We start from the raw sequence: 26,610 nt of genomic DNA, 5'->3' as shown, positions 1-26,610 counted from the left end.
GATAAATATAATTTAGAAGCAGTTCAGATTCAATATTTTCTCGATGATCTTAGTGGTAGAAATGTCAAAGGAAAATTCTATCCTTTCTACTTTTCCGCCGTAAGACAGCACAAAATCTGCACCAACTATCTTATCTAAGTCCCAGTCTGCACCCTTTACCAAAATATCTGGCTTTATGGCTTTTATGAGCTCCAAAGGTGTGTCCTCTTCAAAAATTACTACGTAATCCACCGGTTTTAAACTGTCCAAAAGAAAAGCTCTCAAATGCTGCGGTATTATGGGCCTTTTTTCACCCTTTATTCTTTTTATGGACTCGTCAGAGTTTATACCTACAACAAGTACATCTCCCAAGGATTTAGCCTTTTTTAGATAATCTGCGTGCCCTGCATGGAGTATGTCAAAACATCCATTTGTAAAAACTATCCTTTTCCTCCCCCTTAAATCTTCTAACACACCAAGAAGTTCGTTCAGTTCAATGATCATAGAGCCTTAGCATCCTTGCGGTAGAATAGACAGATTCATACTCCTTTGCGCTTTTTTCCCACGAAAAATCCTGTTTCATACATCTCTTTACAATATCCGACCATCTCCTGTGCGAGTTGCAAAACTCCATATCGTAAAACACCCTCGCCCTAAGCAGGGAATTCATCATATCCTTAGGCTCGTATTCTTCAAAACTAAAACCCGTGCCGTTTTTTGGATCTTCCAGCACATCCTTCACCGTGTCCTTCAGACCTCCTGTACGCCTAACTATCGGCACCGTCCCATAACGCATGGCTATCATCTGGGATATACCGCAAGGTTCAAAAAGGGATGGCATAAGAAACATATCCGACCCTGCGTATATTTTATGGGCTAACTCTTCAGAATATTCAATACGCACCTTAAAATTTAGAAACTTCCTGCTTAGTTCCATTAGTATCTCCTGATACTTATCTTCTCCCGAGCCCAATGCTATCATGTCAAACTCTTCTTTTATTATCTCTTCCACAGCCAAAGCCAAAAGGTCAAAACCTTTCTGAGCGGTAAGCCTTGCCACAATGCCTATTAATGGCCTGTAGTGATCAGTTTTTAAACCGAATATTTCTTTAATATGAGCCTTATTTTTTAGCTTACCCTTCTTAAAGTTTCTTACGTTGTATTTTGAAATTATCAGCTGGTCCTTCTCTGGATTCCACACGTCGTAGTCTATGCCGTTTAATATGCCAAAAAAGTATTTTTTCTCTCTAAAGACTCCTTCTAGTCCGTAGCAAGACTGCTTTAACTCTTCTGCATAAGAAGGGCTCACGGTAGTCAAAACATCGCAGAAGAGCACTCCAGCTTTCATAAAGTTTATCTTTCCGTAAAACTCTATCCCACCGTAAGGATGGAATACTTCCCATGGCAAGTTTAAGGAAGGCAAAAATTGAGCGTCAAATATGCCCTGATGCATACCATTATGCACAGTAAAAACAACGGGCACTTTTTCTAAATCATGGTAGTAAAGATTTTTGTATAGTGGTAAAAGTCCCGTGTGCCAATCATGTATGTGGATAATATCAGGATCTAGTTTTAGCTCTCTTATAGCCTGAAGACTGGCTAAGCAAAGAAAACCAAACCTAAGGGCGTTATCGTAATAATCCCCCTTAGGTGGTGCATAAGGGTATTCTCTGTTGTAATAGTCCTTGTAGTCTATAAAAAAGTATCTCACGTGGTCCAGTATATCTTCGTAGATGTCAAAGGTAAGCCACCTGTGGTCAAAGTATAAGCTTACCCTTTCTTTTGCTCTTCTTGATACCTCTCTTCTTAGCTTTGTGTACTTAGGCATTATCACATATACTGTATGTCCCAGTTTAATGAGTACCTTAGCAAGGGAGTGAATAACGTCCCCCAATCCCCCAGTTTTTAGATATGGTGCGCTCTCGGTAGCCACCATAACTATTTTCATAGCTGAACTCCTATTTTATTACCTTTTCAATCCTTTCTATAGCTATCTTTTTTATGTCCTCAAAAACCTCTTCTTCTGATCTGTCAGCATCTATTAGGACTATGTCCCTTTCTTTTTCAGAGTGAAAAATTTGAAGATACCCCTCTCTTACCCTCTTTAAATAATGAACGTCCTCAAATCTGGTTTTTTTGTTGTTTATCCTTTGCATAGCCAGTTCCAAGGACACGTTCAACAAAAAAGTAAGGTTTGGCTTTATTCCCCTACAGGCTATGTGATTTAGAATACTTACTGTTCCCAAGTTTATTTCCCTACCGTAGCCCTGATAGGCGGTGGTTGAGTCTATAAACCTGTCCATTATGATTATTTTCCCATCCCTTAGGTCCGGAAGGATGTGTTCCCAAACTAGACTCGACCTTGCGCTTTCAAAGACAAGTAGCTCTGTTATTGGGTCTAAGTTGTTCTCTAGCACTATTTGCCTTAGTTGTTCTGCAATAGTAGTTGAGCCTGGATCTCTGTACAAGGAAACGTCTAACCCAAGTCCTTTTAGGAATTGGTAAAGCTTAGTTGATTGCGTACTCTTCCCAGACCCGTCTATTCCCTCAAAGCTTATGATAAAGCCTTTCACTACTGCTTGGTTTCTCCTTCAATTTTTTCTTTTATGTGCTGGTGTTTTACCACTTCACCTTTGGACCAATATATTGCCATCTCCGCTATGTTTTCTGCATGATCTGCCATCCTTTCAAAGTGCCTTGCTATGAAGGAGAGACTGATAGCCCTCTTTATGTTCCTTTGGTCTTCCATCACATAGGTTATAAGCTCCCTCTCTAATTGATGATAGAGTTCGTCCACCATGTCGTCCCTTTCTATAACCTTTTTTGCAAGTTCTGCATCTCTGTGGAAAAAACTTATCACTGCATCCTCTATCATTGTCTTTACAGTGTTTGCCATAAGCGTTAAGTTTAAATAGGGCTTGAGCGGAGGCTCTTGAGATAATAGGATAGACCTTTCTGCTATATTCTCCGCCTCATCTCCTATCCTTTCCAAGTCAGAGACTACCTTGTATATGCCCATGATGAGCCGGAGGTCTACAGCTTCTGGTTGATATAGAGCTATCATTCTTATGCAACGTCTCTCTATTTCAACCTCTAACTGATCTATAACGTCATCTCCCTTTATTATCTCCTCAGCAAGGATGGTATCCTGTTTATTGAGGGAATCTATAGCCTTTTCCACTGCAGTTTTTACTGCATCGGCCATTTTCAAAACCAGCTGTTTAGTTTCTTCAAGCTCAGTATGTAACTTCATATAAGCCCTCTAATCAGATATTAAGTATAATATAACCCTAATTTTGTTAATTTTCTGTTAAGAGAAAATGGTATAATGACTATAAACCTACTTCCTTTGCCAAGCTCACTGTGGACCTTAATCTGTCCTTCATGAAGAAGGACTATATGCTTTGCTATGGAAAGACCAAGACCAGTTCCTCCCACCTCTCTTGACCTTCCTTTATCCACCCTATAAAATCTCTCGAAGATAAAAGGCAAGTGTTCCTTTGGAATGCCTATACCTGTATCACCTACCTCTATTATCCAACTTTCTTTATCCCTTTCTGAGAACACCCAGACCTTTCCCCCTTTTTTGTTGTACTTTACCCCATTGTCTATTAAGTTTCTAAGGAGAAGATAAAACTTTTGCCTGTCTGCGGTAATTTTAAAGGAGCTATCCACTAAATTCTCAAAAGTTACCTCCCTTTTTGCAAATTCTTCTTTTAAGTCTTCGTATATTTCATCCACCAATTCTTTAAGGTTGAACTCAGAAAGATTTAGTTTTTCTTTACCAGACTCAAGCTTGGTAAGGGTTAGAAGGTCTTCTACTAAATTTTGCATCTGATTTACTCTATTTAAAGCCTTCTCTAAAAACTTTCTTTTTCTCTCTTGGTCTTCTTCTTCAAAAAGGGTTTCCAATATACCCTTTATCACTGATATGGGAGTCTTTAGTTCGTGAGAAGCATTGTCTACAAATTCTTTTCTTGATAGTTCATACTTCCTCAAAAAACTGATATCGTATATTTCAAAGATGACAAGATCGTCTATCCTTTTAGGTTTTACCTTGTAAAATCTTTCCATGTGTTGGAATTCTTCAGAAAAAGATTCTTGATTGTTTAAAGCCTTGCTTATTATAGATATAAGGGATAAGCTTTTCAAAGCTTCATAGTAGTTTTTATCTTCCCAGTCTTCCCTGATGATCTGGTTTTCCAAGAGAAAATTGTTGGCAAAGAGCACTTTGGAGCCGCTGATTATTAGAACACCCTCTTCAAGAGAGTTCAGTACCTTTTTCCAATTCACAGATATTTAAGATAATCCCTTATACCATCCTCCAAACTAAACTTTGGTTCATATCCAAGTAATTGAGCGGCTTTTGAAATGTCAGCTTGAGTGTAGTTTTGATAAAAGTCATAGGGACAGTCAAAGTAATCTGGTTCTAAGTTTGTGCCTAAGGCTTGGTTGAGGATGGATACTATCTCGTTAAAACTGCGGGCTTGCCCCGTGGCTATGTTAAATATTCCCGAAATGTTCTTTTCCAAAGCTAGTAGGTTTGCCTTTACAACATCCTTTATATAAACAAAATCCCTTCTTTGCTCTCCCCACTTAAACAGCCTTGGCCTTTTCCCCTCCTTCATCTGCCTGTAAAGCTGATAAATCATACTTGCGGACTTTCCTTTAAAGCTTTCCCCTGGACCATACACGTTGAAGTATCTTAGTCCTACCACTTGGATGTGTGGATTTTCTGCCAAAAAGTTCATTGCTATTCTGTCCATCATGAGCTTTGAAAAACCGTAAGGATTTTCTGGCACTTCTCCCTCTCCTTCTTTCATGGGAGAAGGACTATTGCCATAAACTCCTGCGGAGGAGGCATAGATAAGCTTTGCCTGCCAGTGCAACACACAGTCCAAAATATACCTTAGGCTGTCTGCATTTACTCTCATCATCCTTGCCTGATCCATTACAGTAGTATCCGTTATAGCACCCTGGTGAAAAACCACGTCAAACTTGATTTTTTTCTTCAAATATTCCCAAAGGGACTGATCCGATAGGTCCCCGGTTATTACTTCTCCCTTGAACCCTATTAGATTTTTAAAGTGTCCAGATGAGAAATCGTCTAACACCCAAACCTTAGCTTTTGGATATACCTTTTCCAACTCCTTAGCCAAGTTTGAGCCTATGAAGCCTGCCCCACCAGTTATGAGTATTCTCATTTTTTCTTACCTTTAGTGTGTTTAGTTTGTGGTTTTGTGGTTAGCCTTTTGATTACGTAGCTTTGGGCTAAACTTATGATGTTGTTGAATGTCCAGTAAAGCACAAGTCCTGAAGGAAAGCTAGCAAAGAGAAAGGTAAAGATTACTGCAGAGATGTACATTACAAGGTTCTGGGATTTCTCGGGAGAAGGGCTTATAAACTGCTGGGCTATCATCGTCAGACCCATGAGTATAGGTAACACGTAAAAGGGGTCTTTTTCTGCTAAGCTGGGAATCCATAGCAAACCTTCCAGTTGCAAGTCGGCGGTAATTGTTAAAACCTTATATAGTGCAAAGAATACGGGAATCTGCAAGAGTATGGGCAAACAACCAGAAGCCGGATTAAAGCCAACCTCAGAGTATAGCTTCATCATCTCCTCTTGGAATTTTGCAGGGTCATTTTTGTATTTTTCTTTTAGCTGTTGCATCTTTGGTGCCAGCTCAGATAGCTTCATCATAGAAAGGGTGCTTTTGTATGTTAGGGGAAACATCAGAACCCTTACCAGAAGAGTTAAGGCTAGAATAGAGAAAACCCATGAGTGAAGATTTTGGTATATCCAATACATAAAAATAAAAAGAGGTTTGACTATAAGCTTAAGAGATCCGTAATCTATCACATCAGAGAGTCCCAGCGGTTTTAGCTTAGCATACTCTTTGGCTCCCATGTATAGATTAAGCTCTTCTACAGCCTTGACCAAAAGGAAAGTTGTTTCATCTTGTTTGTATATACCAACCGCCGGTATGTTTCCTGAAAAGCCCTTATAGTAGTATCTACTTTCCACTCCTGCAAACTTTATGTCTCCAGTTATGAATTCCTTAGCTTTTACGTCCTTTATATCCAATCTAAGAGTTTTTTCCCCCAACTTAATTACAGGACCAGAATGGGTGTAGAATTCATCCTCTTTAACGTAGGTGCCGGCGGACACAAAAACAGCCGGAAGGTTTTTAGTTTTTATATTGACCTTAAAGTAAGTTCCCTTGTCCTCCAGGACTTTAACTAAACTCCAGTCTTCCCTGTTTAAACTTAGAGTTATCTTGTTTTTCTCTATTTTTATCTGGTATCTTTCGGAGCTGAGCACGCTATCTATCTGCGGATCTCCTGTGAAGACTTCCAAGGGATAAAGGTTTAGTTTTCTTTCTTCTTCTGTTATTAAATCCTTGTTATACTTTAGGTCCTTAAAGCTTACTATCCTTCCCCCTTCCTCTGATAGCACCAACTCAAAATGCTGAGATTTGTAAGTTGTAAGGTTGGAAGGTTTTACCTTCTCCCTGGAAGTTCCAAGCATAAGCTGTGGCAAAGGTTCTGGATTTTTTATTTCCTGAGAAGTTTGAGTTTGCTGGGATGTTTGAGTAGTAAAGAAGATAAGGTAGGCTTGGTAAGCAAATATAAACAGTGTGGCTAAGACCACTATGATGAACAAATTTTTGGTGTCAATATCTGGCTTTTGCATTAGGGATAATCCACTCCTCCTTTAAAAAATGGGTTACATCTTAGTATGCGCAAAAAAGCTTTAAGACTTCCCTTAAAAAGTCCATACTTCTCAATAGCCATGATGGCATAGTTAGAGCAAGTGGGATAATACCTGCAAGAGGGTGGATAAAGAGGAGATATAAACCTTTGCCACAGTTTTATCAGGTATATTGCGAGCTTCTTCAATTGGGTGCCAGCACCTTCCTTCCTTTCTTCCTTCTCCTGGCTATTATTTTCCTTCCGCTCTTGGAGGACATACGAGCCAAAAAGCCACTTTTGCGCCTTCTTTTTCTGTTGGACAGATGAGTTATGTTTCTCTGGGTAGCCATCCTTTACCTCCAAGGGGGCAAGCCCCCTTAAAAGTTATTTTACAAAAAGCAGTATTATAGCAACCAACAGAGCATACAAAGCAAGAGTTTCTATAAACGCCAAACCTATAAGCATTATTGTTTGGAGCCTACCGCCCGCGGTGGGATTCCTTGCCACACCCTCTTGAGTGCCCCTAACTGCATACCCCATACCCACACCTGTGCCCAGAGCTGCCAAGCCTATCGCAAGCCCAGCTCCTAAATACATAAGCCCTTGCTTGAGCGTTTCTCCTTGGCCTGCTTCCGCAGCCAATGCTAACACGGGAACTAACAAGCTCAGAAGAAGTATCTTCCTCATTTTATGACCTCCTATCTGTTAGTTTTTTAGTGCTCTTCATGTGCTACCGCACCAGCTAAATAAACTACAGAGAGTATCATAAATATGTAAGCTTGTATGAAAACAGCCAAAAACTTTATTGCTATTATAAACAACAAAGCTATTGGTGAAAGAGCCATGATAAAGTAGTTTTGAATTACAAGCCCTACAAGCACTACCAAGAGCATGGCACCGCCTTTCATGTTGGCAAAAAGCCTTAAGGTTAGAGTTATGGGCCTTGCCAGATGGGATATCACCTCTATGAGAAAGAAAACAGGTGCCAGGTATGGATTTGGTCCCATAAAGTGCTTTAGATATCCCAATCCATGCAATCTAAAACCCTCTATGTTGTAGAAGATAAAGACAATCAAGGCAAGAGCTAAGTTTGTATTTACGTTAGCTGTAGGAGCTTCAAGCCCGGGAACCATGCCCAAAAGATTGGAGAAGAACACAAATAGCCCTATGGAAGAAATAAGCGGCAGATATCTTAGCCCCTTTTCTCCCATATTTTCCAGTATCATGTTGCGCACAAACCTAACGTATCCTTCCCAAAGAGCTTGAAACTTCGTAGGCTTTATGGAAGGCCTACCAACCAAACCAATCAGAACTATAGAGATTAGCATAGACAATATACCAAGGTATACGTGTTTCAAACTTAAGCTTTCCATATCGGAGGAATATTATATCATAAACTTTGAATGATATACTTATTCTCATATGAAGGAAACCAAGATAATTAAGTACATAAAGGGCTTGATAAGAAATCACAGATACCTTACCTCAGAGGAGATCATGCTTCTTTTGGAGCGTTATTACAAACTGCCGATAAAGGTGCCTTCCGTGTACTATAAGTACAGAACTGTCATAAAACAGTGTAGGCAAGAGGTATATAAGGAAAGAAGGAGGAAAAGGAAAGATGGAGTTTGATCTTGTGATCTTAGGTGCGGGCAGTGGGGGCTACGAGGCTGGGCTGTACGCTTATCGCAGAGGTATGAAAGTTGCCTTCGTGGAGCTATCACCAGAAACAGTAGGAGGCTCTTGTCTAAACAGGGGATGCATTCCTTCCAAATACATGAGACACGGAGCCTATCTTTTAGAAAAGCTTAGTAAAGGAGAGAAATACGGCATACTCTTTGATGGACTAAAGCTTGACCCTCAGAAGCTTGCGGAAAGTAGGGATAAGGTTGTGAATACTATAAGGGAAAACTTTAAAAAATTTGCTGAAAAGCTTGGCATTAGAATCTTTTATGGTAGAGGTATTCTCAAGGATCCGAACACGGTTTATGTGGAAGGAGAGGAGCGGGAAATAAGGGCAAAGTTTATACTTTTGGCTACTGGCTCCTCTTGTACATCTCTTGGAAATCTAAAGCCTGACGGCAAAAGGATATTTAACACGGACCAGATATGGGGTTTAAAGGACTTTCCAAAGCGTATGCTTATTGTGGGTGGTGGTGCGGTAGGTGTGGAATTTGCCTACATATACCGAATGTATGGAGTGGATGTGGTCGTGGTGGAAATTATGGACAGGCTACTTCCTTACCCGAGCATACCGGAGGAGTCCTCCAGATATCTTGCAAGAAAACTTAAAAGATTGGGAGTGGATGTTAGACTAAAAACTCACATCTTAAGCTATTCGGAGGAGGAGGGGCTAAAGGTCAATCTATCCGATGGTTCGGTAGTGGAGGTGGACTGTATCCTTTTAGGCATTGGGAGAAAACCAAACACAGAAGGGATAGGTCTGGAAGAGGTGGGTGTGGAAAAGGATGGGAAAGGTTTTGTTAAGGTAAATGAGTACTGTCAGACTTCTATAAAAACCATCTATGCCTGTGGGGATATAACCTCACCTTTGATGCTTGCTCACAAAGCGATGTACGAGGGAAAGGTAGCAGTTAGTCACATGCTTGGGAACGGTGATTGGAGAAGAAACGAAAACCTAATACCAAAGGTTATTTACAGTGCTTACGAGATTGCGTCTGTGGGTCTAACGGAAGATCAGGCTGAGGACGAGGGTTACGATTATCGGGTGGGAGTGGTATCCTTTATGTCAAACCCAAAAGCCATGGACGATGGGGAAGATGAGGGATTTGTCAGACTGGTGGTGGATGATCATACGGGTAAAATATTGGGATGCCACATTTTAGGGCCGCATGCAGGAGAGCTCTTGCATCAAGTGATCCATCTCATGAAGGCTGGTATGGGTGTGGATTCCCTCGCCAAGGCTGTTTTTTCTCATCCATCTTTGTCAGAGTCTATAATTCAATCTGCTATGGAAGTTTACTATGGTCCGATGACATGGATAAGGAAAGGTTAGGATGTTATATTTAATATCTTTCGGAGGTGCTTGGAGATGAAAATAGAAACCATACCCTTGGTTGACTTGATCAGAGAAGAAGAGGGTTCCATACTTATAGCATGCCACGAAAACCCAGATGCAGATACCCTTGGAAGTGCGTTAGCACTCTACATTTTTCTGAAGAAGAAAGGGAAAAACGTGAAGGTTGGGTGTAAGGACAGGGTGCCTCACTCTCTTGATTTTCTGCCCTGTGCGGAGGAAGTTATCAGGCTTCCAACCGATGAAATTTTTAACCTTGCCATAGTGTCCGACGCTTCTGGTTTTTACAGGGTGGGAGCAGAGGTGAAGGCAATAAAGAAGGTTCGAATAGACCATCACATAGGTGGTGAATTTTACGGAGAATTTGATTACATAGACCATAGCGCCCCATCTACTGCAAGTCTGGTATATAACCTTCTAAAGTATTGGGATAAGGATAGTATTGACGCAGAAATAGCTCAGTGTCTTTACGCCGGTTTGGCAACAGATACTGGATTTTTCAGGTACTCTAATACCACCTCAGAGGTGTTTGAAATGGCTAAGGAGCTGGTTCAGTTGGGTGCAGATCCGCACAAAACCTTTGTTATGTTTAACGAAAGGGAATCCTTAAACAAGATAAGGCTTATATCAAAGGTTCTTGATACATTAGCCTGCTACGAGGATGGTTTAGTAGCCGGTATAACTGTATTTGATAGATTTTTCAAAGAGACAGCCACAGAATATTCAGACAGCGAGGGTTTGGTGAATTATCCCAGGTCTATAGAGGGTGTGGAAGTAGCCTTTGCTCTGATAGAAAAAGCAGATGAGGGAGTTTTTAAAGTTTCTCTAAGGTCTAAGGGAAAGGTAGATGTGGCAAAAGTTGCGGAAAGACTGGGCGGTGGTGGGCACAAATACGCAAGCGGTTGTAAGATAAAAACCACCGATTATCAACACGCCTTAGACATACTACTATCAGCAATTAAAGAGGAGCTTTATTCCACTCCAGGTATTGGAAAGTTTTTACCTAAATTAAATTTTTCTATGCCGTCGGTACCATTTGAGTAGTTTCTTGAGTTTGAGTTGAGAAGTTTCAACTATTCGGAGCCAAGCAAGAAGTTTTGAGAAAGAAATAAAACTTAAAAGAGCTTTCCATTCCACCTGCACCAATTCCCCAATTTTTTAATCCAATGTAATAGAAGGGATATATTATTATAATGATGCAAAACATATTCGTATGGGGGTTTAACTTCAAGACTGCCCCCATAAGTGTTAGGGAACTCTTAGCCTGTAGTAAAGAGGAGATAAGAAATCTCTTGCCGGCTATACAATCTTACTCTAATGCCAAGGAACTGGTGATTTTAAACACATGTAATAGAGTTGAAATTTACACCGTCTGTGAAGACTACGCTCAGGTATACTCCATTGTGGAAAATTTTTTGGATATAAAGGGTGTTAGTCGGACTTACAGAAAACACTCTTTCTTTTTGGAGGGCAAAGAAGCAGTAGCCCACATTTTTAAGGTGGCAAGCAGCCTTGATTCTATGGTGGTAGGGGAAAGTCAAATAGTATTTCAGTTCAAGGAAGCCTTTCAGATAGCAAGGGAGATGGGCACTGTTGGGAAGATCTTAAACAGAGTTTTTGAAAAAGCCCTCCGAACTGCCAAAAGGGTAAGAACGGAAACGGGCATAGGTAAAAACGCCGTGTCTGTAAGTTATGTGGCTGTAGAATTAGCAAAACAGATCTTTGGCAATCTCAGTAAAGCTCAGGTTCTACTGGTAGGGGCTGGAGAAATGGCAGAATTAGCGGCTAAATATTTCAAAAAGTTAAAGGCCAATATCTTTATAGCTAATAGAACTTATGAAAGGGCTTTGGAATTAGCTAAGGGGTTAGAAGGTAATGTGATAGTGTATAATGAGCTGGAAGATCATCTACACAAGTTTGACATAGTCCTTCTGTCCACTGGTGCTAAAAGCTATGTGCTTACAAAAAACATGGTTGAAAAGGCTATGAAAAAAAGGGACTACAAACCTATGTTTATCATAGACATATCCGTGCCCAGAAACGCAGAACCAGACATAAACGATATAGATCAGGCATTCCTTTACAACATAGATGATCTAAAAACTATATCTCAGGAGAACCTAAAGGAGCGACTAAAGGAAAAGGAAAAAGGCGAGATCATCGTATGGGATGAAGTGGACAAGTTCTTCAAATGGCTTGAGTTTCTTAAGATAGAAGACAATATATTGAAGATAAAAAGCTTTTGGGCTGATGTGGAAAGAAGGGAGCCCAAATTTAGAAGATTTCTCTACTGTGCATTCAGGGAGATAAAGAAAGACCCTATGGGTTCAGAAAAGTTGATTAAAATACTTCTCCAGGAGGACGAAGATGGAAACAAGGTCAGAAAATTATCCGATGTCTATAACAGAGCTGATGGAGTTAGAATCTGAATACTCTATAAAAGCATACATACTCATAAAAGCGGATCCGAGGGAAATACCTTCAATCATGTTAGCTCTATCTACCTTTGATGGGGTGAAGACTGCGGATGTGGTAACAGGTCCCTATGACATTATCGTATTCGTGGAAGTGAAAAATCAGGATGAGCTAGGAAGGCTTGTGATAAACAAAATACACTCTTTAGAGGGGGTGAAGGAGGCGCTCACCTGCGTAGTAGTGAGAATATGAATTATCCCATGATCTTTGAGGATGATGAAAAGATAGTAGTTGTGTATTCCCATGAGCCCCATCAGTACGTGGAAGAAGACAACGGTATTACCATATATTACTCAAAGCTTTGGGAAGTAGTTAAAATAATTATCAAGAAAGATGACAAACACCACATTATCCGACTCTGATTTTTTTCTAATTAGAGGAGGGGAGAGACTTAAGGGTACAGTCAGAGTTTCTGGTTCAAAAAACGCATCCTTACCCATCATGATGGCTACTCTCTTGACAGAGGAGCCCTGTGTTATTAGGAATGTGCCCATACTTCTTGATGTGAAGAATGCGATTGAACTTTTAGAAATCTTGGGGGTTGATGTGAAGTTTGAAAACCACACTGTTTATGTGGAAGCAAAGAATGTAGGAAGCTACTTTGCGCCGGATTATGTGGTCAGAAGAATGAGGGCATCAATACTTGTGGCTGGTCCCCTTTTGGCACGTCTTGGCAGGGCAGTGGTAGGCATGCCAGGAGGCTGTTCTATAGGAGCGCGCTCAATAGATCAGCATCTTAAGGTTTTTGAAAAGGGGGGAACGACCATAAACGTAAAGGGTGGATACATTCATATGGAGGTTGAAAATATAAGGCCAGTTGAACATACCTTTGAGGTGATAACCGTAACGGGCACAGAAAATGCCCTTATGTTTTTGAGTAGGTGTGAAAAAAGGAGTGTGCTTAGAAACGTGGCTTTGGAGCCAGAAGTTATGGACTTGGTTGAAGTGCTCAGAAAAATGGGAGTGGAGATTGAGGTGGAAGGAAGAACTATGATTATAAGGGGTAATGAGGATCTGAGAGGTTTTGATCACACGGTTATTCCAGATAGGATTGAAGCGGGGACTTTGGCTGTGGCAGGATTTATAACTGGTGGAGATGTAGTGTTAGAGGGGGTCTGTCCAAAACATATGGGGAGCCAGTTGGAAAAGCTAAAGGAAGCTGGAGCCACAGTAGAACTGCTTGGTTTAGACAGGATTAGAGTAATAGGCGGTGGTAAGATAAATCCGTTGGAAATATCCACCTCTGAATATCCAGGTTTTCCAACAGATATGCAAGCCCAGTTTATGGTTCTTTGTTGTATTGCCGATGGCATCTCTCAGATAACGGAAAACATCTTTGAAAACAGATTTCAGCACGTAAATGAACTTCAGAGGATGGGAGCAAGGATATCCTTAAGAGGGAAAACAGCCATCGTCTTTGGACAGGATAGATTAAGCGGTGCGGAGGTTTTTTCCACAGACCTTAGGGCAAGTGCCAGTTTAGTTTTGGCTGGCTTGGTGGCAGAGGGTACCACAATAGTTAGAGAAATCTATCACTTGGACAGAGGTTATGAGCGTTTGGAGGAGAAGTTAAAAAGCCTTGGAGCATGCATAGAAAGAGTAACCTATGCAAGAAGCACTGGATAGAGCAAGAATACTTCAATCCGCGTTACCCTACATAAGGGAATTTTACGAAAAGATCTTTGTCATAAAGTACGGTGGTTCTGCCATGCTCAATGACGAGCTAAGGGACAGCTTTGCAAGGGATGTTGTGCTTTTGGCTTACGTGGGCATAAAGGTGGTGATAGTTCACGGAGGGGGTCCCCATATAAGTCAAATTTTAGAAAAGCTCGGACACAAACCCCACTTTGTAGGTGGTATAAGAAAGACTGATCAGGAGACCATGCACGTGGTGGAGATGGTTCTCTCTGGAGACATAAACAAAGACATCGTAGCTCTTATAAATACCCACACAAAAAAGACCATTTACGCAGTCGGTCTTTCTGGAAGGGACGGTAATCTTATAAAAGCAGAAAAATTAGACAAAGAGAGTTACTTCAAGGAGCTTGGCTTAGAAGTGCCAGAGGAAGACCTGGGCTTTGTGGGGGATGTTAAAGAGGTAAACGTGGAGCTTTTGCTAACCCTTCTGGAAAAGAACTACATCCCAGTTATAGCACCAGTGGGGGTGGGCGAAAGCGGTGAAGCTTACAACATAAACGCGGACATATGCGCATCTAAGATAGCCCAAGCACTAAAGGCGGAAAAGCTTATATTCCTGACGGATACAGAAGGAGTTAAAGACAGAGAAGGTAAGCTAATATCAACCTTGAGGGTTGATCAAGTCTCAGAACTAATACAGGAGAGAACTGTTAAAGGTGGTATGATTCCCAAGTTAAAAAGCTGTGTGGAAGCTCTTAAAAATGGAGTTAGAAAAGTTCATATAATAGACGGAAGGCTCCCCCACTCTATCCTTTTAGAAGTTTTCACCGACGAAGGTATAGGAACGCAGATAGTGCTTTAAAAAAGGTTAGTAATACTGATGAAAGAAGAAACAAGGCTGGCAGTGTCTAGAAGAAGGTCTAAAATAAGGTAGTTTGGGAAAATAGAGCTTTCTGCTCTGGGAATTGGGGACTATCTGATACATAGCGCCGATCAGTGTAGAAGCGATAAATCCGTAGAGTAAAAATACTATAGAAAGAAGCCAGTCAGTACGCCTGAGGGCTAAAGAAAGTCCAAGAAATATAAGTGCTTTAAACAAAAAGAGGGGAGTTATCTTTGACACGTAATACATAAAAGTAATTATATACCCACTTACTAAAGATCAACGATATGCATCGTATGAGAAATTAACAGAACGCACAGTTTTCTCCATTTAGAGTACGGTATAATTTTCCTTTATGGAACCTTTAATTTTTTTAGCGCTTGCAGTTGCAGGAGTTGGAATTTTATTTGCGTTTTTGTTGTTTGATTTAAAGAGGAATGTTAATAGACTTCAAGTTTATATACAGAAGATTAATCAGGAAAATCTAAGGAATCAGGAAGAAAAATTTAAAGAATTACAGGCTCTTTTAAACCGGTTAGAAAAAAACAACTTAGAAAACTTGGTAAGATGCTTAGGGGAATATGCAAGCTTAACAAATCAACAATTAAAAACTACACAAAAAGAGGTTGAAGAACTTAAAGATGGTATAAACAAAATGTATAAATTAATTACTGAAGAAATAACTGATAAAGACCTATGAAATGGTTGGGAAAGATGATGTTATAAGGTATCTTAGCTATCTAAGAGAACTTAGTAGAAAGATAGGTGTTAGGGTAGATTTTAGTAATTTGCTTATTACACCCAGAAGAAAAAGGATAAACCCTGAAGTTCTTAAAGAAAACCTATTCTTTCTAAAAGAAGACTTAAAATTTGGCGATGGATTGGAAATTACAAGGGAAAGCGAGGGAGATCTATACAACTTTTTGAAAAAAAAGTTAAAGGATATAGCAAATTCTGATGATAAAGCGCTATTTTTGGGTGTGGGTCTTTTGAAGTATTTTATCAAAACAGATACTATAAACGAGATAAGAGTTTTTGCTCCTATATTTGTGGTTAATTTGGACGTAAGGGAAGAAGAAAGAAAAATAACTTTGGGCATAGGAAATTTTTTTCTGAACTATGACATTTTTGATAAGCTTCCTTTGGGACAAGATGAGGAATACGGGGTAAGGGATGATCTGTTGGATTTTGTTAAAGAAGTAGAAGAGAAGGTGGAAACATGCGCTGATTTGGAATCTTTGAGAGACTTAGCTGAAGAAGTTGTGGAACGAATAAACTATATGCTTGAATCTGAAGAAAAGATTAACACCTTACAGGAAAAGTTATCCTTTGAAATTTTAGCAAACCAACAGAATTATTATTACGACGGAATTTATCTGTTTCTTAGTAATTTTCCTACGGAGCTTTCTACTTATAAATCTTTGGAACTTTTGATAGAAGAAATCAAAGAACAGGGAGATTTGAAGAACAAAGTTTTGCAAAAACTACTAAGCTCCGCTTTGTCAGAGAGAGTGAATCTTGAAAAGTTGGGCACCTTTTCTTTGGGGGACCTCAAGTATGAAATTCCTATACCTCTCTCTAAAAACCAAGAGAGGGCTTTGGAAAACGCTATCAATCATGAGGTATCATACATACAAGGACCACCCGGCACTGGCAAAAGCCATACTATAACCGCTTTGGCGCTCCTGTCTATACTGCTTGATAAGAAGATATTAATCGTATCACAAAAAGCTCCTGCCATAAAGGTGCTCTTTGAAAAGCTTTCAAGAATACTCTCCTCAGACGAAAACTTTTTGCCCTTCATATACTTTTATAAGGAACATAAAAGAAAGACTAAAGAAAACATAGAAAACATCATCAAACAGCTGGACGACATAAGTATAGATTCAATAAAACGAGATCTGAAGAATACGGAAGATAAGCTTAAGCAAAAGATTAGAGATTATAGGAAAATTGTTGAAGAATATAAAAAATATTTAAAGCTTACCGAAGAATACACAGAAAAAACTCAGAGCTTTGAGAGGAGTTTAACTAACTTTGAATATGAATACGAGATTCAAAGAGATTTCATCCAAAAGCTATACCAGACCTATAAGAGAGAAATTCAAAGGTTCATGGATTTTCTGAAAAGCGAGCAATCAACCTTTAAGACATTGGAAGAAAAAGGTAAAACAAAAATTGGTATATATATTCTGCGTCGCAAAAGGTTTTTGAAAAAATTAGGAATGAAAACTTTTGACAAAGGGAAAAGACTTTCCTATTTCGCCAAAAGTCTGGACGAGCTCTTGGATAGATACCGTAAGATCCAGCATACAGCGGATAAGCTTAAAGGATTGCTTCATGATTATTCCAAAACCCTCAGTGGCTTAGAGAAAGAGATAATGGAGCTTGCACGTAAAAGAATAGCAACCTTGGTTTTGGATAGAATATACAGCATATCTTTGCAATACAAGGAAGACCTTTCTAATTTGAAGTCAATATTTCATTACACAAAAGACCGATTGCTTAAGGAAGCGCAGGAACGTGTGAATTACGAAAATGTATTAAAGATCTTTAACGTCTGGATAACTGATATACCAAACGTGGACAGAATACTTCCTATGAAGCCGAACTTGTTTGACTTAGTTGTAGTGGATGAAGCTTCTCAGGTAAATTTAGCTCAGATAATACCTGTTTTTTACAGAGGGAAAAGCGTTTGCGTAGTGGGGGATCACAAGCAACTTAATTTAGAAGCAGTAGGCTTAGGCTTTAGGATTAGCAATAAACTTGATACACTTGTATGGGAAAGGTACAAACCAGCAGGGATGGATTACGAGAAAGCCAAAAAGAGAAGGTTGGTTCTAACAAAAGCTTCCATCCTTGAGTTTTTATCTCCTGACAAACATTCTGAAGAATCAGATTCGCTAAGTTATGTAAATGAAGACGCAATAGTTATGTTGGACGAACACTTTAGGTCAGTTTATCCTTTGGCAAGCTTTACTTCAAGGGAGTTTTACGATGGAAAACTCCACATAATGACAAGGGATCCCACCAAGGAGGGTATAGCTTTTAAATCTATAAAAGTTGAAGGAAAAAGGTCCACAAGGCAAAAAATAGTTGATGCTGAAGCGGAAGAGGTCTTAAGAATAATAAAGAGTTTGAAAGACCGTAGAGCTTATCAAGATGTAAAACTTCCTGAATACGTGCCTCAGGACTTTGAGATAGGTGTTCTTTCTTTTGTGAGGGATCAGGTAGAATACATAAGACTAAGACTTATGGAAGAAGGCTACGATAATATTTTTGTAGGAACCCCCGAGGAGTTTCAAGGACATGAAAAGGATATTATGATAATCTCTCTCGCTTTAGACGAATCATGTTCTCAAAGTAGGAATCATTATGAGCAAAAAAACAGGTTTAATGTAGCTACCAGCAGGGCAAAGTATTTTACCTTCTTAGTTTATGCAGGGCTTCCGCAGAATTTTAATCTTACAAAAAAATACATACTCCACTTTGAAAGTTACCACACAGAACAACCGTCGGATAGAAGTTTGGATGTTAGTAAGTTTGAATCTAAACTGGAGGAAGCAGTCTATTACCACCTTAAGGAAATTGTTGAAGAACTAGAGAAAAAATACAAAACAGAAATTAAAATTTTCAACCAATATGAATCTTGCGGATATAGGTTAGATTTTGTTATATATTGCAAACAGCTCAAAAAGTTTCTTGCTGTAGAAGTTGACGGCCCACACCACTTTAGAATGTTAGGGAATAAAACCTTAGAATATGCAGACTGGCATGTGGAGAGGGCAAAAAGACTCAAAAGAGCTGGTTGGAAAATAATACACACTCCATACTACAAATGGTACATAAACGGCTGGTTAGATAAGGAAAATCCTATTCTAAAAGGAGAAATTGAAAACCTTAGGAAAGTTATAGAAGAGTTTTTGTTCATTGAAAAAGCTCAAGCTTGAGTATAATTTTATTATCCGTTAGGAGGGTGTAGCTCAGTTGGCAGAGCAGTGGACTGTGGATCCACGGGTCGCGGGTTCGAGTCCCGTCACCCTCCCCATCTATTCAAGGAGGAAAACATGGAAATCTTGTCTGTGAGTAAAAGTATAGAAAGCTTAGATATACCTATCGCTGTTCTACTTTATGAGGATGATCAATCAAACCTTAGCTACCTTGGTGATTTACAGCAAGAAGTAAAAATGCTTATGCAGGCAGAAAACTTTAAGGGAAAAGAAGATTCTGTATCCAAGATAAACTTGATAAAAAACCAAAACGTGGTAACCATCTACTTGGGAGGTTTGGGTAAAAAAGAGAAGGTTAGCCTTGACAATTTTAGAAGAACCACTGCGCTGATCGTAAAGAGGGCAAAGAGGGACAAGGTAAAAGATTTACTTATTTATGCCGGAGAGAAGCTAAGCGAAGAAGTTTCAAAGGCTATAGTAGAAGGTGCCATACTGGGAGATTACACCTTTGACAAGTATAAAACCAAGAACAACGAAGAGGAAAAAGGGAAGATCTCAAAGATTGAACTTTACGGTGGAGACGAGAGGGGAATAACCGTGGGCAAAATACTGGCAGAAGCTCAGAGGTTTGTTAGGGACTTGGTAAATGAGCCGGGAAACGTGATAAATCCAATAACCTTGGCGGAAATTGCCAAAAAACTTGCCGAAGAATACCATTTAGAGTGTAGGATCTACGACGAGAAGGAAATTCAGGAGATGGGTATGATGGCCCTTTGGAGTGTGGGGAAAGGCTCTGCCACACCACCCAGGTTTATCCATCTTACTTACAAGCCAGAAGGGGAGCCAAAGGACAGAATAGTTTTTGTGGGTAAAGGGCTTACCTTTGACAGCGGGGGACTAAACATAAAGACGGGAGACTACATGAGGACGATGAAGATGGACAAAGCGGGCGCATGCACGGTCCTTGGCATACTAAGGGCGATAGCCGAGCTAAAGCTTCCGGTAGAAGTTCATGGAGTAATAGGAGCGGCGGAGAACATGCCAAGTGGCACAGCCTACAGACCTGACGACATAATAAGAGCTATGAACGGAAAGACCATAGAGATAGACAACACCGACGCAGAAGGTAGGGTAACCTTGGCAGATGCCCTCTCTTATGCTTCTAACCTTGGACCATCCAGGATAGTGGATATGGCAACGCTCACTGGAGCCTGTGTGGTAGCTTTGGGAGAATACACCGCTGGGCTCTTCACCAACGACGATGAGTTTGGGGATGAGTTTCTTAAGATCTCAAAGGACACAGGGGAAAGACTTTGGAAACTGCCGATGGATGACAAAAAGCTCAGGGAAAAAATAAAAAAAGGAAATGGAGACGTGCTAAACAGTGGGGGAAGATACGGCGGAGCTATAACCGCTGCCATGTTTTTGGAGGAGTTTGTTAAAGAGGGCATAAAGTGGATCCATCTGGACATAGCAGGTCCTGCTTACTTCAAAGAAGAATTTGGTTATTACTCAAAGGGAGCCACAGGCTTTGGGCTTAGAACCTGTGTGGAGTATATTATTCGTAAATACTCATGAAGATTTTAGTCCACGTTTGCTGTGCGCCGGATGCGGTTTATTTTCTCCAAAGGCTAAGGCAGGACTTTCCTCAGTCTGAAATAACCGCCTTTTTCTACGACCCAAACATACATCCCTACGAAGAATATAAACTACGGCTTGTAGAGACAAAAAGAGTATGTCAGAGCTTGGGGATAAAGCTGGTGGAAGGAGAGTATGATGTGGAAAACTGGCTCAGGGCTGTGAAAGGCTTAGAGGACGAGCCAGAGAGGGGCAAACGGTGTGAGGTGTGCTTTGACTACAGACTTTCAAGGTCCCTTGAGTATGCAAAGCAGGTCGGAGCTTCTTATTACACCACCACTTTACTTATGAGCCCGAAAAAGGACTTTAAGGTTCTCTCTGAAGTGGGCTCTAACCTTGCCAAAAACTTTGGAGTGGAGTTCTTAGCCTTAGACTACAGAAAGGGTGGGGGCACGCAGGAGATGTTTAGGCTTTCCAAAAATATGGAGATCTATCATCAAGACTATTGCGGATGCATTTACGGTCTTTTTAAGCAAAAGAAGGAAAAAGCCATGTGGGACCTTGTGTCCTTTTTGGGCAGAAGAAGGCCAGCAAGCAAAGAGGAAAGGCTTTTTATAAAGGAGCTAAGACTTTTTGCGGAAGACTTGGGTTTGAAGTGTAAAGAGTGGGAGTTTTCCTTCATAAACTGGAAGCTCCTGCACGCAAGCCTCAAAGTTGGAGAAAGCTCTATACCCTTTTTAGTTCAACCCTTTTCAAGGGCCATAAAGGGTACGCTGAAGGCTGACGTGGAAGAAGTTATAGAAAATACCTTATATTACAACAAGGGAGGGTTGAAGGTGGTGTTGGTAGAAGAGCTAAAGGATATGCCCCTGGAAGAGGTAAGTCCTATGGCGGATCCCACCTTTTTGGTAAGTATGGAACAAAAGGAGAAACTCTTAAACAATCGCATATCTGCAGAGCTTCAAGCAGAAATCTGTTGGGATACATCTTCAGTTTTGCTGATAGGAGATGAGAACTCGGAACTTCTGATAGGCTTTCCGGCAGATACGCTGCAGGACGGAAGCGGAGTAAGTCTTGAGCAAGTGTGTAGATTTATAGAAAGTAAGCTTATGGAAATAAAAGAAAAAAGGTTAAGTATAGCCCTTTTGGGTGCCCAATCCTTTGCAAAAGCAGGTAGTAAGTTCCTAAAGGAGCGTGTAGGAAGAGAGCCTAATATGCTTGTGGATTATCGTAGTCAAAACGCTTTGATTCCATCCAAATAAGGTCCATTTCCTGTAGTGTCATACTTTTAAGATCCTTTCCAAGCTCCTTTGCCCTTCTTTCTAAGAATCTAAAACGCCTTTCAAACCTATTGTTTGCCTCCTGTAAGCACTCTTCCGCATCTACTTTTAAAAACCTTGCAAGCTCCACAACAGCGGTAAGCACATCTCCTAACTCGTGCTTTATCTCCTTTGTGTTTCCACCCTTTATGGCGTCTTTCAGCTCTTTCATTTCCTCTTCTATCTTTTCAAAAACTTGCTCTATGCTTTCAAAGTCAAAGCCCACCAAGCTTGCCCTGTCCTGAAGCTTTTGGGACCTCATCAAAGCAGGAAGGCTTTTTGGCACTCCGTCTAAAACACTCTCCCTTTCTTTTGCTTTATTTTCTTCCCACTTGCTCAAAGCCTCTTGAGCAGATTCTGCTCCAAACACATGAGGATGCCTTTTTACCAGCTTTTCATTCAAGGTTTCTATCACCTCCCACACATCAAAGGCACCTCTCTCCTTTGCTATTTGGGAATGGAAGATCACCTGAAGAAGTACATCTCCTAACTCCTCTTTTAGCTTCTGGTCGTCCCTACTGTCTATCGCATCCAAAAGCTCATAAGCTTCTTCTATCATGTACTTTTTAAGGCTTTGGTGAGTTTGCTTGCTATCCCACGGACATTTTTCCCTTAAGGTTTGCATTATTTTTAAAAGCTCTTCAAAGGGCGTCATACCTCTAAGGTTTTTATATGCACGTCTTTAAGTTGCTTTGGAGAAACATAGTCTGGCGCTCCTGTCAAAGGACAGGTGCCCTTCTGAGTTTTTGGAAAAGCTATAACATCCCTTATAGAATCCAAGCCCAGCATGATTGCCAAAAGCCTATCCAAACCTATGGCCAAGCCTCCGTGGGGTGGCGCTCCGTAGCTGAGAGCCTTCAGAAGAAAACCAAACTTTTCTTCTACCTCTACTTCAGACAGGTTTAAGAGTTTGAAAATTTTCTCTTGCAAGTCTTTTCTGTGAATACGTATGGAACCCCCGCCCACCTCGTAGCCGTTGATCACAAGGTCATAAGCCCTTGCTCTAATTGAATGCACCAGCCTTTTTTTCTCCTCAAGGTCTTGAGTGTGAAGAGCTTGATAAAGCTTTGGTATGTCTTCTTCTTTTGGAGAAGTAAAGGGGTGATGCAAAGAGACGAACCTTCCTTCTTCCTCGTCCCACTCCATAAGCGGGAAATCCACAACCCACAGAAAATCAAAGCCATCCTTCGCAAGTTTAAAGCTTTTGGCAAGATGAACTCTTAGATTACCCAAAACTTTATAGACCAATTCCTTTTTGCCTGCTGAAAAGAGTATAGTGTCTCCTGCTTTCGCCTTTGTTCTTTCAAGCACAGCTTTTACCTCTTCCTCTTTTAAGAACTTCACTATGGGAGAAGTTAGTTTACCATCCTCTACCCGTATCCAAGCCAGGCCCTTTCCACCTAAGGATTGAACAAAACCAGTAAGCTCCTCTATCTGACTCCTTGACAGTTCTCCAGCGTTGAAGTTTATAGCCTTTACCGTTCCACCGCTTTCTATGGCTTCTTTAAAGACCTTAAAGTTGGTGTTTTTAAAAACATCCTCCAGATTTACCAGCTCAAGCCCAAACCTTCTGTCGGGCTTGTCGGTTCCGTACCTTTCCATACACTCAAAGTAGCTGATCCTGTCAAAAGGTGTTTTTACCTCTATCCCCAAAAGCTCCTTAAATAGGGTCTTTATTAGCTCCTCTGTGATACCAATGACATCTTCCTCATCCACAAAGGACATTTCAAAGTCTATCTGCGTAAATTCCGGCTGTCTGTCTGCCCTTAAATCTTCATCCCTCAAACACTTTACTATCTGAAAATACCTATCCAACCCAGCTATCATAAGAATTTGTTTGAAGAGCTGGGGAGATTGGGGAAGAGCGTAAAACTTTCCGGGTTGCAACCTTGAAGGAACCAAAAAGTCCCTTGCTCCCTCCGGCGTGGATTTAGTAAGCAAAGGTGTTTCTACCTCTACAAAGCCGTTCTTTACGAACACATCCCTTATAACCTGATAGGCTCTGTGCCTAAAAAGGATGTTTCTTTTCATTGCCTCCCTTCTAAGGTCAATATACCTGTAGCGCAGTTTTGTCTCTTCAGATACCGCCGTTTCTTCTTCTACGGGAAAAGGCAACACTTCAGAAGTATTAAGAACCTCTATTTTTTCAACCAAAACCTCCAGCTTTCCTGTCTTTAGCTTTGGGTTTTCTGTTCCCGGTGGTCTTTTTCTCACCTTTCCCTTCACGCACACCACATCTTCCACACCAAGTTTGTCCGCTATATCGTAAACTTCGGGAGAGATAAGCTCTTCCACTACCACCTGCACTATTCCCTCCCTGTCCCTTAGGTCCAAAAACACCACTCCCCCGTGGTTCCTAACCCTATGAACCCAACCGCAAAGCACTACTTCTTTTCCCAGATCCTCTTCCGATACAAGCCCGCAGTATTTAGTTCTTTTCATCACGAAGATATCTATTATAAACCTTCAAGACAAAATCCACTCCTTCTTCCAAACTCATGCGATCCATATCCACTTCCACCCATCCCTGTTTTCTGAACCACCTTATCTGTCTCTTTGCATACTCTTTGGTGTTTTTTATTATCCTTTCGACCGCATCTTCTAATTTTATTTCTCCCCTAAGGTACGGCACAAGCTCTTTGTAGCCTATAGCCTGCTGGGATGTCAGAAAGTTTTCAAAGCCCATTTCCAAAAGTTTTTTAACCTCCTCCAAAAGACCTCCCTCTATCATTCTTTTTACCCTCTGCTCAATCCTTCTGGATAAACTTTCCCAAGAGCGCTTGATGTAAAATCCAACAAAACTAAACCTTGGATTTTGCCATCTGTGAAAGAAAGAAAAAGGCTTTCCAGTCTGAAGAAATACCTCCAAGGCTCTGACTATTCTCCTTGTATCCTCAGGATGGACCTTTTTTGCGTAAGTTGGGTCCACTGCCTTCAGTTTTTGGTAAAGGTATGCGCTGCCCTTCCTTTCGGCTACAGAATACAGCCTTTTTCTCAGATTCCAATCTGGCTCTGGTGTGTTTGCAAGACCGTAGAGTAAAACCTGAAAGTACAGGTAAGTGCCACCACAGAGAATGGGAACCTTCCCCCTGTCTTTTACATCCTCTATAGCCCTCAGGGCTAAATTTTCAAACAGTTTGGCGTCAAAGTACTCTCCCGGTTTTAATATATCTACTAAATGCTGTTTTACCCTGCAGTCTTTTTGCTTGGCAGTCCCTATGTCCATGTACTTGTAGACTGCCATTGAATCTACACTTACGATCTCTGCACCTATCCTGCTGGCTAAAGCGCAGGCAAGCTCAGACTTACCGCTGCCCGTAGGACCCCCTATAAGCAGGATGTTAAATTGATTCAAAGTCTTTTAAGTACTTAGCCCTCGCGGGATGTCTTAGCTTTCTGATAGCCTTGTTTTCTATCTGCCTTATTCTCTCCCTCGTTACGTTGAACATCTTACCTATTTGCTCTAAAGTGTATTCGGTGCCGTCCACAAGGCCGTATCTGTACATTAAAATCTCCCTTTCCTTTTCGCCCAACGTCTGGAGAACCTTTATCAATTGTTCCCTTAGCAATCTTCTGGTAGCCTCTTCCTCCGGTGAAGGTACGCTCTTGTCCTCTATGAAGTCCTTCAGATGGGCATCCTCGTCGTCTCCTATGGGAGTTTCCAACGACACCGGTTCTTGGGAGATCCTCATGACCTTTCTTGCCTTTTCTATAGGTATTCCTAAATACTTTGCAACTTCCTCCGCCAGCGGTTCCCTACCCAGCTCTTGGAATAGCTTTTTGTGAGCTTTGGTTATGTCGTTTATCGTTTCTATCATATGAACAGGTATTCTTATGGTCCTTGCTTGGTCTGCTATAGACCTAGTTACCGCCTGCCTTATCCACCACGTGGCATAGGTAGAAAACTTGTATCCCTTTCTGTAGTCGTACTTATCCACCGCCTTCATCAGACCTATATTACCCTCTTGTATAAGGTCCAAGAAGGGCAAACCTCTATTTACATACTTTTTAGCTATAGAAACCACGAGCCTAAGGTTGCACTTTACCATTACCTGCTTTGCCTGAATTGCCTTCGTTCTACCTTCTTTTATTATTTGCGTGACTCTCTTTATTTCGTCGGGCAAGATTCCAAGTTCTTTTTCTAACTCTTTAAGTTCCTTTTGTATTGCCAAGAACTCACTTTTTAGCATTTGTAATCTTGCAAAGTTGTATCCAGCCCTTTCTGCCTTTAACTGCAACTCCACGTTATAGTCGCACTCCTTTATTAGCTGCTCTATGTCTGGATGGATCTTTTCAAGTTTTACTTTTCTCTGCTCGTATTCTTTTAGCTTTTTGTTGTACTTTTGATAAAGGTTTAGAAGCTCGTCCGCTATCCTTTCAAACTTTGAGTATTTTAGCTTCATTTCCTTGAGTATTCTGTTCATTTTTGCGTGTTTTTTTAAGTACTCCTTTTTATACTCAGGAAGTTTGTAAGAAAGATACAGGTCCCTCCAGTAAAGCGCATCCTTGTATGCCTTTGCCAATTCTAAGCCTTTTTGTATAAACTGTCTTTCTAACTGTTCGTGTGATTCTTCATACTCTTCCACAGTTTTGCTCTCGTCAAAGGTGTCCATAATGTCCTGAACCCTTAGCTTTCCGTTGCATACATTTGCCCACTCCCTCAAAACTCTCTCCACCAAAAAGGAAGTTCTCAGAAGCCCCCTTCTCATTATCTTTCTACCCATCTCTATCTGCTTAGCATACTTTATCTCCTCTTCCCTTGTTAAAAGGGGTATTTTCCCCATTTCTCTGAGATAAAGCCTTACAGGATCGCCGTCCTTGGACGTTTGCAAAAGGTGGTCGGTAGATACCAAGAAATCCTCATCCTTTGTTATTTCTTTAGCTTCTTCCTCAGTTTCAAGAAGCTTGATACCTCTTTCCTGAAGAAAATCCATTACCTCTTCGTAAAGCTCCGTGTCAATCAGACTATCGCCCAATGCCTCGTTCAACTCATCGTAAGTAACGTAGCCTTTTTCTCCCAAGGAGATAAGCTTTTTCATAAGACTTTTGTTAATCATC

Annotated in this window: 27 protein-coding genes and 1 tRNA gene; 13 read left to right on the top strand and 15 right to left on the bottom strand. The window is 40.7% G+C overall.

Annotated elements, in window-relative coordinates:
- Positions 1-12: 12 nt before the first annotated feature.
- From rfaE2 to atpB, 11 genes are read right to left on the bottom strand one after another with little or no spacing between them, the layout of a single operon-like run.
- A complete protein-coding gene (gene rfaE2, locus V7P40_RS03370) occupies positions 13-483 on the bottom strand; it encodes a D-glycero-beta-D-manno-heptose 1-phosphate adenylyltransferase (protein WP_333784562.1) in 471 nt (156 codons plus the stop codon).
- A complete protein-coding gene (locus V7P40_RS03365; protein ID WP_333784561.1) occupies positions 473-1,927 on the bottom strand; it encodes a glycogen/starch synthase in 1,455 nt (484 codons plus the stop codon). The genes rfaE2 and V7P40_RS03365 overlap by 11 nt, the downstream gene beginning before the upstream one ends.
- A 10-nt stretch (positions 1,928-1,937) precedes the next feature.
- Positions 1,938-2,552: a dTMP kinase gene (gene tmk / locus V7P40_RS03360; protein ID WP_333784560.1), complete on the bottom strand. Its 615-nt coding sequence runs from the start codon at positions 2,550-2,552 to the stop codon at positions 1,938-1,940.
- The gene (gene phoU, locus V7P40_RS03355; protein ID WP_333784559.1) at positions 2,552-3,232 is read right to left on the bottom strand and encodes a phosphate signaling complex protein PhoU; all 681 of its coding nucleotides are present in this window, start codon (positions 3,230-3,232) and stop codon (positions 2,552-2,554) included. The genes tmk and phoU overlap by 1 nt, the downstream gene beginning before the upstream one ends.
- Before the next feature lie 20 nt (positions 3,233-3,252).
- Positions 3,253-4,272 (bottom strand): ATP-binding protein, encoded by a 1,020-nt coding sequence (locus tag V7P40_RS03350; RefSeq protein ID WP_333784558.1) that lies wholly within the window; start codon positions 4,270-4,272, stop codon positions 3,253-3,255.
- The gene (rfaD, locus tag V7P40_RS03345) at positions 4,269-5,183 is read right to left on the bottom strand and encodes an ADP-glyceromanno-heptose 6-epimerase (RefSeq protein WP_333784557.1); all 915 of its coding nucleotides are present in this window, start codon (positions 5,181-5,183) and stop codon (positions 4,269-4,271) included. The genes V7P40_RS03350 and rfaD overlap by 4 nt, the downstream gene beginning before the upstream one ends.
- On the bottom strand, positions 5,180-6,673 hold the full coding sequence (locus tag V7P40_RS03340; protein ID WP_333784556.1) for a YidC/Oxa1 family insertase periplasmic-domain containing protein: 1,494 nt from the start codon (positions 6,671-6,673) through the stop codon (positions 5,180-5,182). Before V7P40_RS03340 ends, rfaD begins: the two co-directional genes overlap by 4 nt.
- Positions 6,673-6,879, bottom strand: coding sequence for a membrane protein insertion efficiency factor YidD (yidD, locus tag V7P40_RS03335; protein WP_333784555.1), 207 nt, complete (start codon positions 6,877-6,879; stop codon positions 6,673-6,675). The genes V7P40_RS03340 and yidD overlap by 1 nt, the downstream gene beginning before the upstream one ends.
- Positions 6,876-7,022 (bottom strand): 50S ribosomal protein L34, encoded by a 147-nt coding sequence (gene rpmH / locus V7P40_RS03330; protein WP_333784554.1) that lies wholly within the window; start codon positions 7,020-7,022, stop codon positions 6,876-6,878. The genes yidD and rpmH overlap by 4 nt, the downstream gene beginning before the upstream one ends.
- Before the next feature lie 34 nt (positions 7,023-7,056).
- Positions 7,057-7,359: an ATP synthase F0 subunit C gene (gene atpE, locus V7P40_RS03325; RefSeq protein WP_333784553.1), complete on the bottom strand. Its 303-nt coding sequence runs from the start codon at positions 7,357-7,359 to the stop codon at positions 7,057-7,059.
- A 26-nt stretch (positions 7,360-7,385) separates the two neighbouring features.
- Positions 7,386-8,045 carry a F0F1 ATP synthase subunit A gene (gene atpB / locus V7P40_RS03320; RefSeq protein WP_333784552.1) on the bottom strand — a complete coding sequence of 220 codons (660 nt, stop codon included), beginning with the start codon at positions 8,043-8,045 and terminating at the stop codon, positions 7,386-7,388.
- 49 nt (positions 8,046-8,094) lie between these two features.
- On the opposite strand from atpB, the gene V7P40_RS03315 reads away from it, so the two are divergent.
- The 13 genes from V7P40_RS03315 (at position 8,095) to V7P40_RS03255 (ending at position 21,495) form a co-directional block, all read left to right on the top strand.
- Positions 8,095-8,304 carry a hypothetical protein gene (locus V7P40_RS03315; protein ID WP_333784551.1) on the top strand — a complete coding sequence of 70 codons (210 nt, stop codon included), beginning with the start codon at positions 8,095-8,097 and terminating at the stop codon, positions 8,302-8,304.
- On the top strand, positions 8,294-9,688 hold the full coding sequence (gene lpdA / locus V7P40_RS03310) for a dihydrolipoyl dehydrogenase (protein ID WP_333784550.1): 1,395 nt from the start codon (positions 8,294-8,296) through the stop codon (positions 9,686-9,688). The genes V7P40_RS03315 and lpdA overlap by 11 nt, the downstream gene beginning before the upstream one ends.
- A 36-nt stretch (positions 9,689-9,724) precedes the next feature.
- On the top strand, positions 9,725-10,753 hold the full coding sequence (locus V7P40_RS03305; RefSeq protein WP_333784549.1) for a bifunctional oligoribonuclease/PAP phosphatase NrnA: 1,029 nt from the start codon (positions 9,725-9,727) through the stop codon (positions 10,751-10,753).
- 149 nt (positions 10,754-10,902) lie between these two features.
- Entirely contained in the window at positions 10,903-12,138 is a 1,236-nt protein-coding gene (gene hemA / locus V7P40_RS03300; protein WP_333784548.1) for a glutamyl-tRNA reductase, read from the top strand.
- Complete coding sequence (locus tag V7P40_RS03295; protein WP_333784547.1) at positions 12,077-12,376, top strand: Lrp/AsnC ligand binding domain-containing protein; 300 nt, start codon at positions 12,077-12,079, stop codon at positions 12,374-12,376. Before hemA ends, V7P40_RS03295 begins: the two co-directional genes overlap by 62 nt.
- Positions 12,373-12,546, top strand: coding sequence for a hypothetical protein (locus V7P40_RS03290; RefSeq protein WP_333784546.1), 174 nt, complete (start codon positions 12,373-12,375; stop codon positions 12,544-12,546). Before V7P40_RS03295 ends, V7P40_RS03290 begins: the two co-directional genes overlap by 4 nt.
- On the top strand, positions 12,518-13,810 hold the full coding sequence (murA, locus tag V7P40_RS03285; protein ID WP_333784545.1) for a UDP-N-acetylglucosamine 1-carboxyvinyltransferase: 1,293 nt from the start codon (positions 12,518-12,520) through the stop codon (positions 13,808-13,810). The genes V7P40_RS03290 and murA overlap by 29 nt, the downstream gene beginning before the upstream one ends.
- Entirely contained in the window at positions 13,791-14,684 is an 894-nt protein-coding gene (gene argB, locus V7P40_RS03280; protein WP_333784544.1) for an acetylglutamate kinase, read from the top strand. The genes murA and argB overlap by 20 nt, the downstream gene beginning before the upstream one ends.
- Positions 14,685-15,060: 376 nt before the next feature.
- Positions 15,061-15,405: a hypothetical protein gene (locus tag V7P40_RS03275; RefSeq protein WP_333784543.1), complete on the top strand. Its 345-nt coding sequence runs from the start codon at positions 15,061-15,063 to the stop codon at positions 15,403-15,405.
- Between the two features lies 1 nt (position 15,406).
- Positions 15,407-18,655, top strand: coding sequence for an AAA domain-containing protein (locus tag V7P40_RS03270; RefSeq protein ID WP_333784542.1), 3,249 nt, complete (start codon positions 15,407-15,409; stop codon positions 18,653-18,655).
- A gap of 22 nt (positions 18,656-18,677) precedes the next feature.
- A tRNA-His gene (locus tag V7P40_RS03265) sits at positions 18,678-18,753 on the top strand.
- Between the two features lie 19 nt (positions 18,754-18,772).
- Positions 18,773-20,233, top strand: coding sequence for a leucyl aminopeptidase (locus V7P40_RS03260; protein WP_333784541.1), 1,461 nt, complete (start codon positions 18,773-18,775; stop codon positions 20,231-20,233).
- On the top strand, positions 20,230-21,495 hold the full coding sequence (locus tag V7P40_RS03255; RefSeq protein WP_333784540.1) for an epoxyqueuosine reductase QueH: 1,266 nt from the start codon (positions 20,230-20,232) through the stop codon (positions 21,493-21,495). The genes V7P40_RS03260 and V7P40_RS03255 overlap by 4 nt, the downstream gene beginning before the upstream one ends.
- Here the strand turns inward: V7P40_RS03255 and mazG are convergent.
- From mazG to rpoD, 4 genes are read right to left on the bottom strand one after another with little or no spacing between them, the layout of a single operon-like run.
- Entirely contained in the window at positions 21,443-22,207 is a 765-nt protein-coding gene (gene mazG / locus V7P40_RS03250) for a nucleoside triphosphate pyrophosphohydrolase (RefSeq protein WP_333784539.1), read from the bottom strand. The two genes, V7P40_RS03255 and mazG, sit on opposite strands and share 53 nt — an antisense overlap.
- Positions 22,204-23,994 (bottom strand): aspartate--tRNA ligase, encoded by a 1,791-nt coding sequence (aspS, locus tag V7P40_RS03245; RefSeq protein WP_333784538.1) that lies wholly within the window; start codon positions 23,992-23,994, stop codon positions 22,204-22,206. The genes mazG and aspS overlap by 4 nt, the downstream gene beginning before the upstream one ends.
- Entirely contained in the window at positions 23,981-24,907 is a 927-nt protein-coding gene (miaA, locus tag V7P40_RS03240; protein ID WP_333784537.1) for a tRNA (adenosine(37)-N6)-dimethylallyltransferase MiaA, read from the bottom strand. The genes aspS and miaA overlap by 14 nt, the downstream gene beginning before the upstream one ends.
- Entirely contained in the window at positions 24,894-26,609 is a 1,716-nt protein-coding gene (rpoD, locus tag V7P40_RS03235; RefSeq protein ID WP_333784536.1) for an RNA polymerase sigma factor RpoD, read from the bottom strand. Before rpoD ends, miaA begins: the two co-directional genes overlap by 14 nt.
- Position 26,610: the final 1 nt, after the last annotated feature.

Source organism: Thermocrinis sp., from assembly GCF_036781485.1.
Taxonomy (GTDB): domain Bacteria; phylum Aquificota; class Aquificia; order Aquificales; family Aquificaceae; genus Thermocrinis.
Note: the sequence above shows the minus strand (reverse complement) of the source record. Positions and strands in the feature narration are given on the sequence as shown.